Consider the following 17,087-nt stretch of genomic DNA (forward strand, 5'->3'; position numbering starts at 1 on the left):
CTCCTCTCATCCGCTCGACTTGCATGTGTTAGGCCTGCCGCCAGCGTTCAATCTGAGCCATGATCAAACTCTTCAGTTCAATACTGCTTGGGTTTTGAGAAAACCCTAAACTTGGCTCAGCATACTCAAATGACTCATTTGATTTCTCGCATGGTCACTTGTGTTGCTGATAATCTAGTGACTATTCAGTCTGACACCACAAGCACCCACACGAATTGCTTGATTCAGTTGTTAAAGAGCGTTTGGCGAGCTGTTCGCTCAACCGAGGCGCGCATTCTACAGCAGCCTCATTTGCTGTCAAGTGATTATTTTCAGAAGCTTTCAGAATTTCTTCTTCAACTTCAACCACTTGCGCTTCCGATCTCTCGTTAGCGGGAGGCGAATTCTACAGCGTTACACGCTGCTGTCAACACCTCTTTTACAGCTTCTTCCGTGCTTCGATGATTTGAAGCTGCGCCGCCTGAAACAAGATAACTCGTTGAATCTCAAGGAGTTTTCCGTTCGGACTGCGCCGGAAGTGGGGCGCATTATAGGCCCCTGGGAATGAGCGTCAACCGTTATTTTCGGATTTCTGTCATAAAGGTCAAAACGCCCACAGATACCGGAGCAGGAACCTGAACTGCTGTCTGACTCCTATAAAAGCAAAAAGCAGAAGGCCGGCCCCAAGGGGCCGGCCTTCTTTGAGCCTGACACGGAAACGCGAATTACTCGGACTTCAGGGTGATCCGGGCAAATGCCTTCTTGCCGGCCTGGCAGACATGGGTAGCCCCCAGCTTGAAGACGAACGCACGATCGACCACTTCGCCATCCACCCGCACACCACCGGAACCCAACAGATCACGAGCGACTGCCGAGTTCTTGACTAGGCCCGCCTTGTTGAGGATCGCAGCGATCGGCATATCTTCGGCCGCTGCCAACTCGATCTCCGGCAGATCGTCCGGCAGTTCGCCATCCTTCATACGATTGCCCGCGCCACGATGGGCATTGGCCGCCGCCTCCTCGCCATGGAAACGGGCAACGATCTCTTCGGCCAGCAAGATCTTGATATCCCGCGGGTTGGCACCGCCCTCGACATCCTTGCGCAACTGATTGATCTCATCCATCGAACGGAAACTCAACAGTTCGAAATAGCGCCACATCAGCGCATCAGGGATCGATACCAGCTTGCCGTACATCACACCCGGCGCTTCCTGGATACCCACATAGTTACCCAGGGACTTGGACATCTTCTTCACACCGTCCAGACCTTCGAGCAGCGGCATGGTGAGGATGCATTGCGCCTCCTGCCCATAGGAACGCTGCAACTCACGCCCCATCAGCAGGTTGAACTTCTGGTCGGTACCGCCCAACTCGACATCGGCCCGCAACGCCACCGAGTCATAGCCCTGCACCAGCGGATAGAGGAACTCATGGATCGCGATCGGCTGCTTGGAGCTGTAGCGCTTGTCGAAATCGTCACGCTCGAGCATACGCGCCACGGTGTACTGCGAAGTCAGGCGAATGAAGTCCGCCGGCCCCATCTTGTCCATCCAGGTGGAGTTGAACGCCACCTCGGTCTTGGCCGGGTCGAGAATCTTGAATACCTGGGACTTATAGGTCTCGGCGTTCTCGAGCACCTGCTCGCGAGTCAGCGGCGGACGCGTAGCACTCTTGCCACTCGGGTCACCGATCATGCCGGTGAAATCGCCGATCAGGAAAATGACCTGGTGACCCAGATCCTGGAACTGGCGCAGCTTGTTGATAAGCACCGTATGACCCAGATGCAGATCCGGCGCCGTCGGGTCAAAGCCAGCCTTGATACGCAGCGGCTGGCCGCGCTTGAGCTTCTCGACCAGTTCCGACTCGACCAACAACTCTTCCGCACCACGCTTGATCAGCGCTAGCTGCTCTTCAACCGACTTCATAACCAACCTGCAAGGCTCAGATTCAAAGGGAACCAACCATACAAGATCGCAGCCCAATTACAAGTTTTGCCCGGCGTACGGCCAAGCCAGGGCCTGCCTGCACATGACAGACTTGCTTCAGAGATGTTTTGGTTATATTTTATACAGTTATTTCATCTTCATCATGTCATTCATCTTTTCCAATTCATCTTTTTCAAAGTCAAATCACTCATGAGCACAGAACCGCCTAAAGCGCCGCCGCTTTATCCGAAGACCCACCTGCTGGCCGCAAGTGGTATCGCCGCCCTCCTCAGCCTGGCACTGCTGGTGTTTCCATCCAGCGATGTCGAAGCCAAGAAAACGACCCTGAGCCTTGAACTGGAAAGTCCCGCTGCTCAACTGACACAAGACAAAGACGCTGTAGAACTCGACCAGGCCACAAATGAAGGCAATGAATCGCCTTTCGCCCAGATCGAAAACAGCGACGATGACAGCAAGAACACCGCCAAAAGCGAGCCTGCACCTGCCGTGGAAGAGAAGAAGGCACCCGGTCACCGCGAAGTGACCGTTGCCCGTGGCGACACGCTCTCCACCCTGTTCGAAAAGGTCGGCCTGCCTGCTGCAGCCGTGCATGAAGTGCTGGCCAGCGACAAGCAGGCCAAGCAGTTTTCCCAGCTCAAGCACGGCCAGAAACTGGAGTTCGAACTGAGCCCCGACGGCCAGTTGAACAACCTGCACAGCAAGGTCAGCGACCTGGAAACCATCACCCTGACCAAGGGCCCGAAAGGCTTCACCTTCAATCGCGTGGTCACCAAGCCAACCGTCCAGTCGGCCTATGTACATGGCGTGATCAACAGCTCCCTGTCCCTCTCGGCCCAACGCGCCGGCATGCCCCACAGCCTGACCCGCGAGATGGCCAGCGTCTTCGGCTACGACATCGACTTCGCCCAGGATATTCGCCCAGGCGACGAGTTCGAGGTGATCTACGAACAGAAAGTGGTCAACGGCAAGACCGTCGGCACCGGCAACATTCTGTCCGCCCGCTTCACCAACCGCGGCAAGACCTACACCGCCGTGCGTTACACCAACAAGCAGGGCAACAGCAGCTACTACACCGCCGACGGCAACAGCATGCGCAAGGCTTTCATCCGTACTCCAGTGGACTTCGCCCGCATCAGCTCGCGCTTCTCCATGGGCCGCAAGCACCCGATCCTGAACAAGATCCGCGCCCACAAGGGCGTCGACTACGCCGCCCCACGTGGTACGCCAATCAAGGCAGCGGGCGACGGCAAGGTGATCCTGGCGGGGCGTCGCGGCGGCTACGGCAACACCGTGATCATCCAGCACGGCAATAGCTACCGTACCCTCTATGGCCACATGCAGGGCTTTGCCAAGGGCGTCCAGACCGGCAGCAACGTCAAGCAGGGCCAGGTGATCGGTTATATCGGCACCACCGGTCTGTCGACCGGCCCGCATCTGCACTACGAGTTCCAGGTCAACGGTGTGCACGTCGACCCGCTGAGCCAGAAACTGCCGATGGCCGACCCGATCGCCAAATCCGAGCGCGCCCGCTTCCTGCAACAGAGCCAGCCGCTGATGGCGCGCATGGACCAGGAAAAGGCCACCAAGCTCGCTTCGGCCAAGCGCTGAACCATGGCGCTCTATATCGGCGTGATGTCCGGCACCAGCCTGGATGGGCTGGATATCGCGCTGATCGAGCTGGGCAGCGGCATCCAATTGCTGGCCACCCACTACACTCCCATGCCTGACGCACTGCGAGCCGAACTGCTCGGCCTGTGCGCCAGCGGCCCGGATGAAATCGCCCGGGCCGCGATAGCCGAACATGAGTGGGCGACCCTCGCCGCCCGTGGCGTCAACGCCCTCCTCGCCCACCAGTCGCTCACCCCCGAATCGATTCGTGCCATCGGCAGCCATGGCCAAACCATCCGCCATGAACCGGCCCGCGGCTTCACGGTACAGATCGGCAACCCGGCGCTGCTGGCCGAACTGACCGGGATCAGCGTCGTCAGTGATTTCCGCCGGCGTGACGTGGCAGCCGGCGGCCAGGGCGCACCGCTGGTACCCGCCTTCCATGAGGCTCTGTTCGAGGAGCGCAGTGCAAATTGCGCGGTACTGAATATTGGCGGCTTCAGCAACCTGAGCCTGATCGAACCGAACAAGCCGGTGTCAGGCTTCGACTGCGGCCCTGGGAACGTGCTGCTGGATGCCTGGATTCAAGACCAGCGCGGCGAGACCTACGATCGCAACGGCCAGTGGGCCGCCAGCGGCCAGGTCGAACCGCAGTTGCTGCAGGCGCTGCTGGGCGACCCCTTCTTCCAGACCACCGGCCCCAAGAGCACCGGACGGGAAGTCTTCAATCTGAACTGGCTGAAGCAACACCTGGGGCGCCTGCCGACCTACAACGCCGAGAACGTGCAAGCCACACTGCTCGAACTCACCGCACAGAGCATCATCGAGTCGCTGACCCATGCCCAGACAGGCACCGAGCAGTTGCTGGTCTGTGGTGGCGGCGCCCATAACGCGGCACTGATGGCACGGCTGGGCCAACTGCTGCCCGAAGCCAAAGTCGCCAGCACCGCAACCCACGGCGTAGATCCCGACTGGGTCGAGGCCATGGCCTTCGCCTGGCTCGCCCACTGCTGCCTGGAGGGCATCCCGACCAACCGCCCCAGTGTGACCGGCGCGCGCGGCTTGCGGGTGCTGGGCGCGATCTACCCGGCCTGAGCCCCACAAGGCAAAACGCCGCGAAGATTCGCGGCGTTGAGATCAGGCGCTTGAAGACCCGTCAGATCGAGAACGACGAACCGCAACCACAGGTGGTGGTGGCGTTCGGGTTCTTGATCACGAACCGCGAACCTTCCAGACCCTCCTGGTAATCCACTTCCGCACCGGCCAGGTACTGGAAGCTCATCGGATCGACCACCAGGCTGACGCCTTCGCGCTCGACGATGGTGTCGTCCTCGGCCACATCCTCGTCGAAGGTGAAGCCGTACTGAAACCCTGAACAACCGCCGCCCGTCACGAATACGCGCAGCTTCAAGCGATCATTACCCTCTTCATCGACCAGGCTCTTCACCTTGTGCGCGGCACCCTGGGTGAATAGCAAAGCCGTGGGGGTGAAGGATTCGACGCTCATGTTGACTATCTCCCGGCGTTACGCCGCCATAATGCGTGATGACGTGCATTATCCGCTTCTCCTAGAAAAGCGGTCAACTATTGTTATGGTATATCAATAAACCCATTACACGAGGCACCATGCAAAAAGGCCCGCATGGCGGGCCTTTCCGGTGAATCGCAAGATGCGGTTATGGCAGCATGCCGGCATGGGACAGGCCCAGGCGCTCATCCAGGCCGAACAGGATGTTCAGGTTCTGTACCGCCTGGCCCGAAGCGCCCTTGACCAGGTTGTCGATCACCGACAGCACGACCACCAGGTCGCCGTCCTGCGGACGGTGCACGGCAATCCGGCACACGTTCGCACCACGCACGCTACGGGTTTCCGGATGGCTGCCAGCCGGCATCACGTCAACGAACGGCTCGTTGGCATAACGCTTCTCGAACAGCGCCTGCAGGTCGACGGAGCGGTCCGCCACAGTCGCGTACAGAGTGGAGTGAATGCCGCGAATCATCGGTGTCAGGTGCGGCACGAAGGTCAGGCCGACGTCCTTGCCGGCGGCACGACGCAGGCCCTGACGGATTTCCGGCAGGTGGCGGTGCCCCTTGACCGCGTAGGCCTTGAGGCTTTCCGAGGTTTCGGAATACAGCGAACCGACGCTGGCACCACGACCGGCACCGCTGACACCGGACTTGCAGTCGGCGATCAGCCGCGAAGCGTCGGCCAGGCCGGCTTCCAGCAATGGCAGGAAGCCCAGTTGCGTGGCGGTGGGGTAGCAACCCGGTACAGCGATCAGCCGAGCCTGGCGGATCTTCTCGCGGTTCACTTCCGGCAGGCCATAGACCGCCTCGTCCAGCAGCGCCGGCGCACCGTGCGGTTGGCCATACCACTTGGCCCATTCATCGGCGTCCTGCAGACGGAAGTCGGCGGACAGGTCGATGACCCTGGTCCCGGCGGACAGCAGTTCGCCGGCCAGGGCATGGGCGACGCCGTGAGGCGTGGCGAAGAACACCACATCGCAGGCGCCCAGGGTCTTGACGTCCGGCACGCTGAACTTGAGGCCATCGTAGTGACCGCGCAGGTTCGGATACATGTCGGCCACGGCCACTCCGGCCTCGGATCGGGAAGTGATGACCACCACCTCTGCCTGCGGATGCTGTGCCAACAGACGCAGCAATTCGACACCGGTGTAACCCGTGCCGCCGACGATACCGACCTTCACCATGACCTGCCCCTCAACGAACCCACTGGAAAGCCCTCGATAATAGGGCCCGCGCAGGCCTGCGACAACCGTCAAGGTGACGTGCGGAGGCTCGAGACTCTACTATTTGTTCCACCGTGAACCTGGAAATCAAAAAAATGCTCTATCTCTGGCTCAAAGCCTTGCACATCGTCAGCGTCGTCTGCTGGTTTGCCGGCCTGTTCTACCTCCCGCGCCTGTTCGTCTACCACGCCCAGAGCGAGGACAGTATCAGCAAGGAACGCTTCAGCGTCATGGAGCGCAAGCTGTACCGCGGCATCATGGGCCCGGCGATGATCGCCACGCTGATCTTCGGCGGCGCGCTGATCAGCCTCAACCCCGCTGCCTACTTCACCCAGGGTGGCTGGATGCACGCCAAGCTGACGCTGGTGGTGCTGCTGATCGGTTATCACCACATGTGCGGCGCCCAGGTGAAGCGCTTTGCCCGTGGCGAGAACACCCGCAGTCATGTCTTTTATCGCTGGTTCAATGAAGTACCGGTTGTGATATTGCTGGCTATCGTAATTCTGGTCGTGGTCAGACCGTTCTAAGCCAATAAGCCGTCACTCCCGGAGTACCGCCCATGTCGCTGCCCGTCCTGCTCGAACAACGCCTGCGCCTGCCCGTCGTGGCGGCGCCGATGTTCCTGATTTCCAACCCGCAACTGGTCCTGGCCTGCTGCCGCAACGGCGTGGTCGGCAGCTTCCCGGCCCTCAACCAGCGTGAAAGCAGCGGTTTCAAGGCCTGGCTGGAGGAAATCGAAAGCGGCCTGGCGGAACTGGACAATCCGGCGCCCTACGCCGTCAACCTGATCGTGCACCACAGCAACCCGCGCCTGCAGGCCGACCTGCAGATCTGCATCGAACACCAGGTGCCGATCGTCATCACCAGCCTGGGTGCGGTCAAGGAAGTGGTCGACGCGGTGCACAGCTACGGTGGCCTGGTTTTCCATGACGTGACGACCCGTCGTCACGCCGAGAAGGCCGCCGAGGCCGGTGTCGACGGCCTGATTGCGGTCGCCGCCGGCGCCGGCGGGCATGCCGGCACCTGGAGCCCGTTCGCGCTGATCGCCGAAATCCGCCAGTTCTTCGACAAGACCCTGCTGCTGTCCGGCTGCCTGAACCATGGCCACGAGATTCTCGCCGCGCAGTTGCTGGGCGCGGACCTGGCCTATCTCGGCACCCGCTTCATCGGCACCACGGAAAGCCATGCGCCCGAGGCCTACAAGCAGATGCTGCTGAAGTCGCATGCCGCCGACATCGTGCACACCGCCGCCGTTTCGGGCGTCCCGGCCAGCTTCATGCGCCAGAGCCTGGAAAACGCCGGTTTCGACCTTGCCGCCCTGCAGGGCAAGGGCGAAGTCGACTTCGGCAGCAAGCTCAAGCCGCTCAATGACGAAGCCAAGGCCTGGAAAACCGTCTGGTCCGCCGGTCAGGGCGTTGGCGAGATCAACGACCTGCCGAGCATCGACCAACTGATCGCACGACTCGACGACGAGTACCGCCAGGCGCAATCCCGGGCGGCGCAACTGTCAGGACACTGGCCCCGCCCGTGAGCCCGCTGTGGCCTGCAAGTATCTTGCGGGCCTACACTAGGCGCCATCCATCAGTATCGAGACAGGGACGCCCAATGAGCAACACCCGCTTCAAGATCGTATTCGATGGCACCTTGCTGCCCGGCGTGGAACAGACCACCGCACAATTCAACCTTGCCGAACTGTTCAAGAGCGACATGACTTCCGTGGAAAAGCTCTTCAACGGTCACCCCATTGCGCTCAAGCGCGACCTTTCGGCCACCGAGGCGCAAAGCTATCTCCAAGCCCTGCGCAACACCGGGATCGACGCACGGATCGTCGAGGAAACACCGAGCGTCGAACTGAGCCTGGCGGATGTCAACGAGCTGCCCGCCAGCGTGCCGCCTCCCGCAGCCGGCGAACCGCAGTCACGGTACGTTCCACCTCCAGAGAACAACCCGTCGCACTCACCCTACGCGCCACCTGCCGCCCAGGTTGGAGATACGCTGCCCACCTTCGGGCCGCTGAAGGTGTTCAGCCTCAATGGCCGGATCGGACGATTGCGGTATCTGGCGTGGAGCATGACGGCAGCACTCGTGACCTTCGTTCTGCTGATGCTGCTGACCACCATCCTCAGAGGCTCGGCGATCGTTGGCGGCCTGGTCGTGGTGGTTGCCGCCGCTTTTTACCTGCTCCTGACCATCCAGATCGCCGTACAACGCCTGCACGATATCGGCTGGTCCGGCTGGCTCTGGCTGCTCATGCTGGTGCCCCTCATCGGCTACGTGTTTCCCTTCATCCTGCTGTTCTGCCCAGGCAACGCCTCGGCCAACCGGTACGGCGCTCCGCCGCCGCCCAACAGCACATCGGTCAAGGTGCTCTCGATTCTGGCAAGTATCTTCGTCTTCCTGATCAGCCTGACCGTCGTACTGGGAGCCGCCAGCATCAGGAACATCTAGGCCAGCCAGGCCAAGAGCAGCGCCAAGCAACCGTGGCCCCTGTAGACTATCGGCAAAATAAACAGCGCTGACCTTGCGACCTCCCTGTCCCGAGGCCCGGCGCCGTTGCCATGGAGAATTGCATGACCCGTTACGCCCTGATCACCGGCGCTTCCAGCGGTATCGGCCTGGCCCTGGCCGAAGCCCTGGCGCGCCGCGGTCGCAACCTGATCCTGGTTGCCCGTCAACGTGATCGGCTGGAAAGCATTGCCATCGAACTGACCCAACGCTTCGGCGTCGAGGTGCTGTTCCGCGCCTGCGACCTGGGCGAACCGCTGCGTCTGTCCGGCTTCCTGCTGGAGCTGGAGGAAGGCGCGCACCAGATCGATCTGCTGGTCAATTGCGCCGGTATCGGCACCAGCGGCCCGTTCCTGGCCCAGGACTGGGGTACCGAGCAGGACCTGATCGAAGTGAACATCCTCGCCCTCACCCGCCTGTGCCATTCCCTCGGCAACCTGATGGCGATCCAGGGCGGCGGGCAGATCCTCAACGTCGCCTCGATCGCCGCCTTCCACCCGGCGCCATGGATGAGCAGCTACTACGCCAGCAAGGCTTACGTCCTGCACTTCAGCGAAGGCCTGCGCGAAGAGTTGAAAAAAACCGGGATCAAGGTCTCGGTGCTCTGCCCCGGCCTGACCCGCACCGCCTTCTTCGATACCGCCCAGTTGCAAGCCGACAAGCTCAAGCAGAGCAAGCTGATGATGAGCCCCGAGGAAGTCGCGCTCTACACGGTACGCGCCCTGGACAAGAATCGCGCGATCATCATCCCCGGCTGGCGCAATCGCTGGCTCACCCGCCTGCCGCGCCTGGGCAGCCGCTGGATGGTGCGCAAACTGGCCGGCCTGATTACCCGGGCATACTGCCCACGCTGACACTTGAACTCGCGGGCCGCAGCAGACAGACTCCGGCCCATCCCTACGCAAATGGAGAAACAGTTGTGGATACTCTGTTCACCAAGATCATCAACCGGGAGATACCCGCGAAGATCATCTACGAAGACGACCAGGTCCTGGCGTTCCACGATATTGCCCCGCAGGCACCGGTGCATTTCCTGGTGATCCCGAAGAAGCCGATTCGCACCCTCAATGACCTGACCGAGGACGACAAGGCACTGGCCGGGCATATCCTGTTCACCGCCCAGCGTCTGGCGCTGGAGCTGGGCTGCGAGGAAGGCTTCCGCGTGGTGATGAACTGCAACGAGAAAGGTGGCCAGACGGTCTACCACATCCACATGCATGTGCTGGGTCAGCGCCAGATGAACTGGCCTCCGGGCTGATACGCCTCCTTGTTGGAGCAGGTTTGCCGGCAAAGATGATCGCAAGATCGGTACAAGGCTTGCCGGCCTGTTCGCGGGCAAGCCCTGCTCCTGCCGGGAATGCGTGAGCGGCTCGATCATGGCGGGAGCCGGCTTGCTGGCGACAGGGATCGCCAGTCCACACAAACCCTTCCGCTGCCCGGCCATCCAGCCGATGACCCAGCTCAAACCTTCCGCCCCGGATTGCGGTAAACTGCAGACCGAGATTCCTCCGGAGGTCAGCATGACTACCCAACGTCACTACTCGCCGATTGACCGCCTGCTGCTGCAGGCCGACGCCGCCATGCGCACCCTGCTCCCGTTCAGCGGCCAGCCGTATCGCCCATCGCCGGCCATCGTCCAGCCCGAAGCGCAGATGAGCGAGGAGGATACCCGCCATGTCGCCGGACTGATGCGGATCAACCACACCGGTGAAGTCTGTGCCCAGGCGCTGTACCAGGGCCAGGCCCTGACCGCCAAGCTGCCCCACGTACGCGAAGCCATGGAGCATGCGGCCGAGGAAGAAATCGACCACCTGGCCTGGTGCGAGCAACGTATCCGCCAGCTGGGCAGCAGCCCGAGCGTGCTGAATCCGTTGTTCTATGGCCTGTCCTTCGGAATTGGCGCGGTGGCCGGGCTGATCAGCGACAAGGTCAGCCTCGGGTTCGTCGCGGCGACCGAAGACCAGGTCTGCAAGCACCTGAACGAACATCTGGAACAACTGCCCGCCGAAGACGAAAAATCCCGGGCGATTCTCGAACAGATGCGCATCGACGAGGAACACCATGCCGAGTCGGCGCTCGATGCCGGCGGTTTCCGCTTCCCGGCGCCGGTGAAGTTCGGCATGAGCCTGCTGGCCAAGGTGATGACCAAGAGCACCTACCGCATCTGAACCGGCGGGTCATAGGCGGGGCTGCGACCGCTTATCAGAACGGATCCGCTCCTACAAACAGCGCAAGCCTGCCCAGGGCATCAGCCGAGCTCGACGATCTCGTAGTCATGGCTGATGGCCACACCTGCGGCACCGAGCATGATCGAAGCCGAGCAGTACTTCTCGGCCGACAGCTCGATCGCCCGCTTGACCTGCGATTCCTTCAGGCCCCGCCCCTTGACCACGAAATGCAGGTGGATCCTGGTGAACACCTTCGGATCTTCGGTCGCACGCTCGGCTTCAAGGAACGCTTCGCAGCTCTCGACCGGCTGGCGCGCCTTCTTCAGGATGCTGACCACGTCGAAGTTGCTGCAGCCACCCAGGCCCAGCAGCACCATTTCCATGGGACGTACACCCAGGTTGCGGCCACCACTTTCCGGCGGGCCATCCATCACCACCACGTGTCCGCTACCCGACTCTCCGAGGAACATGGCTTCGCCAGCCCATTGGATGCGTGCCTTCATCGCCAAGACTCCACTGATTAAAAAGGTCGCCAGCTTAGCACAGCACCCTGTGGACTCAGGCGACGACCGGTTGGTCGGTCCATTAAATTCCACCATCTCGACACCGCGTGTCTGGTAAGCTGACGCCAAATCGCTGGCGTTATGCCAGCTTTTTGGCTACGCCTAAAAAAACCAAACCAAACCGTGCAGTCTTTTCCAGGATACAAACATGGTTGCTCTGGCTTCCGCTTCCCCCTCCAAGATCAAGAACCTCGACAAACTGCTGATGCACTGCCAGCGTCGTCGCTACCAGGCCAAGAGCAACATCATCTGCGCCGGTGATCGTTCGCAGACCCTGTTCTTCATCGTCAAGGGCTCGGTCACCATCCTCATCGAAGACGATGACGGCCGGGAAATGATCATCGCCTATCTCAATGCCGGGGATTTCTTCGGTGAGCTGGGGCTGTTCGAGCAGGCGGGGGTCGAACAGGAGCGCAGCGCCTGGGTACGCGCCAAGGTCGAGTGCGAGGTGGCGGAAATCAGCTATGCCAAGTTCCGCGAACTGGCCCAGCAGGACCCGGACATCCTCTATGCCCTCAGCGGACAGATGGCACAGCGCCTGCGCAACACCACCCGCAAGGTCGGCGACCTGGCCTTTTTCGACGTGACCGGGCGCGTCGCCCGCTGCCTGCTGGACCTGTGCAAGCAGCCGGATGCCATGACCCACCCGGACGGCATGCAGATCAAGATCACCCGCCAGGAAATCGGCCGGATCGTCGGCTGCTCGCGGGAAATGGTCGGCCGAGTGCTCAAGGATCTCGAAGAGCAGAACCTCGTACACGTCAAGGGCAAGACCATGGTGGTCTTCGGTACCCGCTAGGCGTCGAGCAGACCTGCCAGCAGTTGCTGGTACGAACCGGCCAGCCGCTCAAGGAACAGCGGGGCCGGATAGACCTCATGCAGGGCGACATGGCTCGCAGCACGCACCCGCTGCTCCAGGCTGCACGCCTGATAGAACAGATTGACCGCCGCCACCATCGACTCACGTTCGTCGTCGATCAGCATCGCACCATGCACCAATCCCACCGGACGCGTTCCGCCCCGGCTCTGCCGCCAACGCTGAGCAGTGCCGACCAGCTTGCGCCCATTGAGGTTGACGTTGTACCGACCATCGCAGAACGCTCCCTCGATCTCCCCCAAGGAAGCGACACCCCCCAGTTCGTCCAGCGCCTCGCAAATGGGCTGACACAGGCGCAGGTAACCGGTTTCGATGCGGTTCTGGTCACCCTCGCTGCGCGGTGGCGCATAGACCAGGGCAATGTTCACCGTCGACGAGGACTGCGGCACCGGTTCACCACCGGTCTCTCGCAACAGGACCGGCCAACCGCTGGCCGCCAGCGCCTCACAGGCCGCGTCAAAACCCGGCAACCGATTCAGCCGCCGCGGCATGACCAGGGCACGATCACTGGGCTGCCACAACAACAGCCCCCAGTCCCGCTCGCCGGCACAGACTTCGGCCAGCAGATCCTGTTCGGCACGCAGGCCGGCTTCGACGGTAAGGGCTACAGGCAGGGTCATGGCAAAAAGATCCGTTTAGTCAGGCCATGAAAAAGCCGGCAATGCCGGCTTGTTCGAACAACAGGTTTCAATCGAGGGTGGAACCGGTGATCACCGGCGTCCCGCGCTCCGGGAAGAACAGCCGCTGCAGTTCATCACCCGGGTTCTGCGCACGCATGAACGCTTCGCCGACCAGGAACGAGTACACCTGGCTGATTTCCATCAGCTCGACATCGGCCCGGTTGAGAATTCCACTCTCGGTGACCACCAGACGGTCACGCGGCACCATCGGCAACAGGTCGAGGGTGGTTTCCAGGCTGACGTCGAAGGTGTGCAGGTTGCGGTTGTTGATACCGATCAGCGGTGTGTCCAGATGCTTCAGTGCCCGCTCCAGCTCGGCGGCGTCATGGGACTCCACCAGCACGTCGAGCCCGACAGCCTTGGCCACCGAGGCCAGTTCGGCCATCTGCCCGTCTTCCAGTGCGGCGACGATCAGCAGGATGCAATCGGCGCCCATGGCCCGGGCCTCGACGATCTGGTACGGATCGACCATGAAGTCCTTGCGGATGACCGGCAGCTTGCAGGCCGCACGGGCCTGTTGCAGGTACAGGTCCGAGCCCTGGAAATAATCCACGTCGGTCAGCACCGACAGGCAGGTCGCCCCACCCTTCTCGTAGCTGCTGGCTATTTCCGCCGGGATGAAATGCTCGCGAATCACTCCCTTGCTCGGCGAAGCCTTCTTGATTTCGGCAATGACCGCCGGATGCTTGCGCTTGGCCTGGTCAAGCAGCGCCTGGGCAAAACCGCGAGGAGCATCGGCGGCTCGAGCCAGGTTCTCAAGCTCAGCCAGACTCAGGCGCGCACTGCGCTCGGCAACCTCCTCGGCCTTGCGGGCGAGGATCTTCTCCAGAACGGTTGGCACACTCATGCTTCATTCTCCTGCTTGAATACCGCGGTGAACGCGCCCAGCTCCTCGAGTTTTTCCCGGGCAAGGCCGGTATGCAGCGCATCATGGGCCAGGGCTACGCCTTCCTTGAGGCTGCTGGCCAGATCGGCGGCATACAGCGCGGCACCGGCGTTGAGCACGATCATTTCCGCAGCTTTCTGGCCGTTCTCGGTCTTGCGGCGCCCCAGTGCATCGCGGATCAACGCCAACGACGCCGCCGGGCTGTCCACCACCAGGCCAAACAGACTCTGACTCTTTATACCCAAGTCTTCGGGCTGAACCCAATACTCGGTTATTGCACCATTTTTCAGTTCGGCAACGTAGGTCGGTGCCGCCAGGCTGAATTCATCCAGGCCGTCCTGGGAATGCACCACCAGCACGTGCTTGCTGCCCAGCCGATGCAGGACTTCCGCCAGTGGCCGGCAGAGCGCCTGGGTGAACACGCCCACCACCTGGTGCTTCACGCCAGCCGGATTCGTAAGCGGGCCAAGCATGTTGAACAGGGTGCGCAGGCCCAGGTCGCGACGCGGGCCTGCGGCGTACTTCATCGCACTGTGGTGGGTCTGGGCGAACATGAAACCGATACCGACGTTATCGATGCAACGCGCCACCTGGACCGGCGTCAGGTTCAGATAGACACCGGCCGACTCCAGCAGGTCGGCACTGCCGCTCTTGCCCGACACCGCCCGGTTGCCATGCTTGGCGACAGTACCGCCAGCCGCTGCGACGACGAAGGCCGACGCGGTGGAAACGTTGAAGATGTTGGCACCATCACCGCCGGTACCGACCACGTCGACCACACCGTCGAGGCTCTGCAGTTCGACCTTGTCCGCCAGCTCGCGCATGACCGAAACCGCACCGACGATCTCGTCGATGCTTTCGCTCTTCATGCGCATGGCCATCATGAAGGCGCCAATCTGCGCCTCGGTGCACTGCCCGGTCATGATCTCACGCATGACATCGCGCATTTCTTCGGTGCTCAGGTCCAAGTGGCCGACGATACGGCTCAGGGCTGTCTTGATATCCATGAAAACTCCTTAGCGCACGCCGCCGGTCTGTTTGAGGAAGTTGGCGAACAGCTGGTGTCCCTGCTCGGAGAGAATCGACTCGGGGTGGAACTGTACCCCCTCGATGTTCAGCGTCTTGTGACGCAGGCCCATGATCTCGTCGACCGAGCCGTCTTCCAGCCGGGTCCAGGCGGTCAGCTCCAGGCACTCGGGCAGGGTCTCGCGCTTGACGATCAACGAGTGGTAGCGGGTAACGGTCAACGGCAGGTTCAGGCCCTCGAATACCCCCTTGCCTTCGTGGTACAGCGGACTGGTCTTGCCGTGCATCACCTGACGGGCACGCACCACATCGCCGCCAAAGGCCTGGCCGATGGACTGGTGGCCGAGGCAGACGCCGAGAATCGGCAGTTTGCCGGCGAAATGCCGGATGGCCTCCAGGGAAATGCCCGCCTCGGTCGGCGTGCAAGGGCCAGGCGAGACCACGATGCGCTCGGGCTTGAGGTCTTCGATTTCAGCCACGGTCAGTTCGTCGTTACGTACGACCTTGACGTCCGCGCCCAGCTCACCGAGGTATTGCACGACGTTGTAGGTAAACGAGTCGTAGTTATCGATCATCAGCAACATGACAAAGGGTTCCTCAGGCGTCGGACGCGGGGGTTTGTTCAGCAAGGGCGACCGCGCGGAACATCGCGCGACGCTTGTTCAGCGTTTCTTCCCATTCCAGCGCCGGCACCGAGTCGGCGACGATGCCGCCACCGGCCTGCACATGCAGTTCGCCGTCCTTGATCACCGCGGTACGAATGGCAATCGCGGTGTCCATGTTGCCGTTCCAGGCGTAGTAGCCGACCGCGCCGCCATACACGCCGCGCTTGACCGGCTCCAGTTCGTCGATGATTTCCATGGCGCGGATCTTCGGTGCGCCGGACAAGGTCCCTGCCGGCAGGATCGCCCGCAGCGCGTCCATGGACGTCAGGCCGCTCTTGAGCTGGCCGGTGACGTTGGAAACGATGTGCATCACGTTGGAGTAACGCTCGATTACCATCTTCTCGGTGAGTTTCACCGAACCGATCTCGGAAACCCGGCCGGTATCGTTGCGCCCCAGGTCGATCAGCATCAGGTGCTCGGCGATCTCCTTTTCATCCGACAGCAGGTCGTCTTCCAGTGCCCGGTCGGCGTCCTCGGTGGCACCGCGCGGGCGGGTGCCGGCGATCGGCCGCACGGTGATCAGGTTGTCCTCGACCCGCACCAGCACTTCCGGCGAACTGCCGACCACATGGAAATCGCCGAAGTTGAAGAAGTACATGTACGGCGTCGGGTTGAAGCAGCGCAGCGCCCGGTACAGGTCGATGGGCGCAGCCTTGAAGTCGATCGACATGCGCTGCGACGGCACCACCTGCATGCAGTCGCCGGCCAGGATGTATTCCTTGATGGTATCGACCGCACGCTCGTAGTCACCCTGGGTAAAACTGGAGCGGAACAGCGGATCGGCCGCCGGTGGACGATCGAGTGCCAGCCCGCGCCGCGGCGTGATCGGCTGGCGCAGTTGCTCGAGCAACTGCTGCAGGCGCGCCTGGCCCTGTTCGTAGGCGTTGTCCTGCGCCGGGTCGGCGAGGACGATGGCGTGCATCTTGCCGGCCAGGTTGTCGAACACCACCACCGCATCGGAGACCATCAGCAGGATGTCCGGCACACCCAATGGATCGGGGTTCGGGCACTGGCCCAGGCGCTTCTCCACGTAGCGTACGCAGTCATAGCCGAAGTAGCCCACCAGGCCGCCGTTGAAACGCGGCAGTCCAGGGATGGTCGGAACGTTGTAGCGCGCCTTGAACGCCTCGACGAAGGCCAGCGGATCATCGGCCTCGCAGGCTTCGATCTCGACGCCGTCGTGGGTCACGCGGATCTGGTGATCATGCACCCGCAGCACGGTGCGGCATGGCAGGCCGATGATCGAGTAGCGGCCCCACTTCTCGCCGCCCTGCACCGATTCGAGCAGGTAGGAGTTGGGCTGGTCGGCCAGTTTCAGGTAGATCGACAACGGCGTATCGAAGTCGGCCAGGGTTTCGCAGGCAAGCGGGATGCGGTTGTAGCCGGCAGCGGCCAAACGCAGGAATTCTTCGCGGGTCATCATGTGCCTCGTGG

18 protein-coding genes and 1 rRNA gene (1 of these 19 running past the window's edge) are annotated in these 17,087 nt (G+C 61.8%); 9 read left to right on the plus strand and 10 right to left on the minus strand.

Annotation, left to right across the window (positions count from 1 at the left end; all coding sequences use genetic code 11):
- Nucleotides 1-79, minus strand: a 16S ribosomal RNA gene (locus tag ACMGT0_RS28625); it reaches 1,458 nt to the left of the window's first position.
- A 625-nt stretch (nucleotides 80-704) separates the two neighbouring features.
- Nucleotides 705-1,904 (minus strand): tyrosine--tRNA ligase, encoded by a 1,200-nt coding sequence (tyrS, locus tag ACMGT0_RS28630; protein ID WP_054056989.1) that lies wholly within the window; start codon nucleotides 1,902-1,904, stop codon nucleotides 705-707.
- Nucleotides 1,905-2,114: 210 nt separating this feature from the next.
- Here tyrS and ACMGT0_RS28635 point away from each other — a divergent pair, with 210 nt between their 5' ends.
- Together ACMGT0_RS28635 and ACMGT0_RS28640 are read left to right on the plus strand one after the other, a co-directional pair.
- On the plus strand, nucleotides 2,115-3,533 hold the full coding sequence (locus ACMGT0_RS28635; RefSeq protein ID WP_054056990.1) for a peptidoglycan DD-metalloendopeptidase family protein: 1,419 nt from the start codon (nucleotides 2,115-2,117) through the stop codon (nucleotides 3,531-3,533).
- A gap of 3 nt (nucleotides 3,534-3,536) precedes the next feature.
- A complete protein-coding gene (locus ACMGT0_RS28640) occupies nucleotides 3,537-4,628 on the plus strand; it encodes an anhydro-N-acetylmuramic acid kinase (RefSeq protein ID WP_054056991.1) in 1,092 nt (363 codons plus the stop codon).
- A 61-nt stretch (nucleotides 4,629-4,689) separates the two neighbouring features.
- Here ACMGT0_RS28640 and erpA read toward each other — a convergent pair whose 3' ends face one another.
- Both erpA and argC read right to left on the minus strand, forming a co-directional pair.
- A complete protein-coding gene (erpA, locus tag ACMGT0_RS28645; RefSeq protein WP_017902852.1) occupies nucleotides 4,690-5,040 on the minus strand; it encodes an iron-sulfur cluster insertion protein ErpA in 351 nt (116 codons plus the stop codon).
- Nucleotides 5,041-5,209: 169 nt separating this feature from the next.
- Nucleotides 5,210-6,244, minus strand: coding sequence for an N-acetyl-gamma-glutamyl-phosphate reductase (gene argC / locus ACMGT0_RS28650; RefSeq protein WP_054056992.1), 1,035 nt, complete (start codon nucleotides 6,242-6,244; stop codon nucleotides 5,210-5,212).
- A gap of 134 nt (nucleotides 6,245-6,378) precedes the next feature.
- Between argC and hemJ the strand changes: the two genes are divergently transcribed.
- From hemJ to coq7, 6 genes are all read left to right on the plus strand, one after another.
- Nucleotides 6,379-6,810 (plus strand): protoporphyrinogen oxidase HemJ, encoded by a 432-nt coding sequence (gene hemJ, locus ACMGT0_RS28655; protein ID WP_054056993.1) that lies wholly within the window; start codon nucleotides 6,379-6,381, stop codon nucleotides 6,808-6,810.
- A gap of 32 nt (nucleotides 6,811-6,842) precedes the next feature.
- Nucleotides 6,843-7,814 (plus strand): NAD(P)H-dependent flavin oxidoreductase, encoded by a 972-nt coding sequence (locus ACMGT0_RS28660; RefSeq protein ID WP_054056994.1) that lies wholly within the window; start codon nucleotides 6,843-6,845, stop codon nucleotides 7,812-7,814.
- Nucleotides 7,815-7,888: 74 nt separating this feature from the next.
- Nucleotides 7,889-8,731: a DUF805 domain-containing protein gene (locus tag ACMGT0_RS28665; protein ID WP_054056995.1), complete on the plus strand. Its 843-nt coding sequence runs from the start codon at nucleotides 7,889-7,891 to the stop codon at nucleotides 8,729-8,731.
- Between the two features lie 122 nt (nucleotides 8,732-8,853).
- Nucleotides 8,854-9,642: an SDR family NAD(P)-dependent oxidoreductase gene (locus ACMGT0_RS28670; RefSeq protein WP_054056996.1), complete on the plus strand. Its 789-nt coding sequence runs from the start codon at nucleotides 8,854-8,856 to the stop codon at nucleotides 9,640-9,642.
- 65 nt (nucleotides 9,643-9,707) lie between these two features.
- Nucleotides 9,708-10,046: a histidine triad nucleotide-binding protein gene (locus ACMGT0_RS28675; RefSeq protein ID WP_054056997.1), complete on the plus strand. Its 339-nt coding sequence runs from the start codon at nucleotides 9,708-9,710 to the stop codon at nucleotides 10,044-10,046.
- A 262-nt stretch (nucleotides 10,047-10,308) separates the two neighbouring features.
- Nucleotides 10,309-10,956 (plus strand): 2-polyprenyl-3-methyl-6-methoxy-1,4-benzoquinone monooxygenase, encoded by a 648-nt coding sequence (gene coq7, locus ACMGT0_RS28680; RefSeq protein WP_054057052.1) that lies wholly within the window; start codon nucleotides 10,309-10,311, stop codon nucleotides 10,954-10,956.
- Between the two features lie 80 nt (nucleotides 10,957-11,036).
- Here the strand turns inward: coq7 and ACMGT0_RS28685 are convergent, their stop codons facing one another.
- Nucleotides 11,037-11,459, minus strand: a complete 423-nt coding sequence (locus ACMGT0_RS28685) for an OsmC family protein (protein ID WP_054056998.1) — start codon at nucleotides 11,457-11,459, stop codon at nucleotides 11,037-11,039.
- Between the two features lie 208 nt (nucleotides 11,460-11,667).
- On the opposite strand from ACMGT0_RS28685, the gene crp reads away from it, so the two are divergent.
- Nucleotides 11,668-12,318 carry a cAMP-activated global transcriptional regulator CRP gene (crp, locus tag ACMGT0_RS28690; RefSeq protein WP_054056999.1) on the plus strand — a complete coding sequence of 217 codons (651 nt, stop codon included), beginning with the start codon at nucleotides 11,668-11,670 and terminating at the stop codon, nucleotides 12,316-12,318.
- Here the strand turns inward: crp and ACMGT0_RS28695 are convergent.
- The 5 genes from ACMGT0_RS28695 to trpE form a co-directional block, all read right to left on the minus strand.
- Entirely contained in the window at nucleotides 12,315-13,016 is a 702-nt protein-coding gene (locus tag ACMGT0_RS28695) for a lipoate--protein ligase family protein (protein ID WP_054057000.1), read from the minus strand. The two genes, crp and ACMGT0_RS28695, sit on opposite strands and share 4 nt — an antisense overlap.
- A gap of 67 nt (nucleotides 13,017-13,083) precedes the next feature.
- Complete coding sequence (gene trpC, locus ACMGT0_RS28700; protein WP_054057001.1) at nucleotides 13,084-13,923, minus strand: indole-3-glycerol phosphate synthase TrpC; 840 nt, start codon at nucleotides 13,921-13,923, stop codon at nucleotides 13,084-13,086.
- Nucleotides 13,920-14,969 (minus strand): anthranilate phosphoribosyltransferase, encoded by a 1,050-nt coding sequence (gene trpD, locus ACMGT0_RS28705; protein ID WP_054057002.1) that lies wholly within the window; start codon nucleotides 14,967-14,969, stop codon nucleotides 13,920-13,922. Before trpD ends, trpC begins: the two co-directional genes overlap by 4 nt.
- A 9-nt stretch (nucleotides 14,970-14,978) precedes the next feature.
- The gene (locus ACMGT0_RS28710) at nucleotides 14,979-15,572 is read right to left on the minus strand and encodes an aminodeoxychorismate/anthranilate synthase component II (RefSeq protein WP_054064667.1); all 594 of its coding nucleotides are present in this window, start codon (nucleotides 15,570-15,572) and stop codon (nucleotides 14,979-14,981) included.
- A gap of 13 nt (nucleotides 15,573-15,585) precedes the next feature.
- On the minus strand, nucleotides 15,586-17,073 hold the full coding sequence (gene trpE, locus ACMGT0_RS28715) for an anthranilate synthase component I (protein WP_054057004.1): 1,488 nt from the start codon (nucleotides 17,071-17,073) through the stop codon (nucleotides 15,586-15,588).
- Between the last annotated feature and the right edge of the window lie 14 nt (nucleotides 17,074-17,087).

This window comes from Pseudomonas sp. RHF3.3-3 (assembly GCF_048069595.1).
Classification (GTDB): Bacteria; Pseudomonadota; Gammaproteobacteria; order Pseudomonadales; family Pseudomonadaceae; genus Aquipseudomonas; species Aquipseudomonas fuscovaginae_B.

Excerpts from the sequence above, each read along its gene's own strand:
- coq7 (WP_054057052.1), top strand. The coding sequence starts at position 10,309 with ATGACTACCCAACGTCACTACTCGCCGATTGACCGCCTGCTGCTGCAG.
- ACMGT0_RS28710 (WP_054064667.1), bottom strand. The coding sequence starts at position 15,572 with ATGTTGCTGATGATCGATAACTACGACTCGTTTACCTACAACGTCGTG.
- trpE (WP_054057004.1), bottom strand. The coding sequence starts at position 17,073 with ATGACCCGCGAAGAATTCCTGCGTTTGGCCGCTGCCGGCTACAACCGC.
- ACMGT0_RS28660 (WP_054056994.1), top strand. The coding sequence starts at position 6,843 with ATGTCGCTGCCCGTCCTGCTCGAACAACGCCTGCGCCTGCCCGTCGTG.
- ACMGT0_RS28695 (WP_054057000.1), bottom strand. The coding sequence starts at position 13,016 with ATGACCCTGCCTGTAGCCCTTACCGTCGAAGCCGGCCTGCGTGCCGAA.
- argC (WP_054056992.1), bottom strand. The coding sequence starts at position 6,244 with ATGGTGAAGGTCGGTATCGTCGGCGGCACGGGTTACACCGGTGTCGAA.
- trpD (WP_054057002.1), bottom strand. The coding sequence starts at position 14,969 with ATGGATATCAAGACAGCCCTGAGCCGTATCGTCGGCCACTTGGACCTG.
- ACMGT0_RS28665 (WP_054056995.1), top strand. The coding sequence starts at position 7,889 with ATGAGCAACACCCGCTTCAAGATCGTATTCGATGGCACCTTGCTGCCC.
- ACMGT0_RS28685 (WP_054056998.1), bottom strand. The coding sequence starts at position 11,459 with ATGAAGGCACGCATCCAATGGGCTGGCGAAGCCATGTTCCTCGGAGAG.
- hemJ (WP_054056993.1), top strand. The coding sequence starts at position 6,379 with ATGCTCTATCTCTGGCTCAAAGCCTTGCACATCGTCAGCGTCGTCTGC.
- ACMGT0_RS28640 (WP_054056991.1), top strand. The coding sequence starts at position 3,537 with ATGGCGCTCTATATCGGCGTGATGTCCGGCACCAGCCTGGATGGGCTG.
- ACMGT0_RS28670 (WP_054056996.1), top strand. The coding sequence starts at position 8,854 with ATGACCCGTTACGCCCTGATCACCGGCGCTTCCAGCGGTATCGGCCTG.
- tyrS (WP_054056989.1), bottom strand. The coding sequence starts at position 1,904 with ATGAAGTCGGTTGAAGAGCAGCTAGCGCTGATCAAGCGTGGTGCGGAA.
- ACMGT0_RS28635 (WP_054056990.1), top strand. The coding sequence starts at position 2,115 with ATGAGCACAGAACCGCCTAAAGCGCCGCCGCTTTATCCGAAGACCCAC.
- trpC (WP_054057001.1), bottom strand. The coding sequence starts at position 13,923 with ATGAGTGTGCCAACCGTTCTGGAGAAGATCCTCGCCCGCAAGGCCGAG.
- crp (WP_054056999.1), top strand. The coding sequence starts at position 11,668 with ATGGTTGCTCTGGCTTCCGCTTCCCCCTCCAAGATCAAGAACCTCGAC.
- erpA (WP_017902852.1), bottom strand. The coding sequence starts at position 5,040 with ATGAGCGTCGAATCCTTCACCCCCACGGCTTTGCTATTCACCCAGGGT.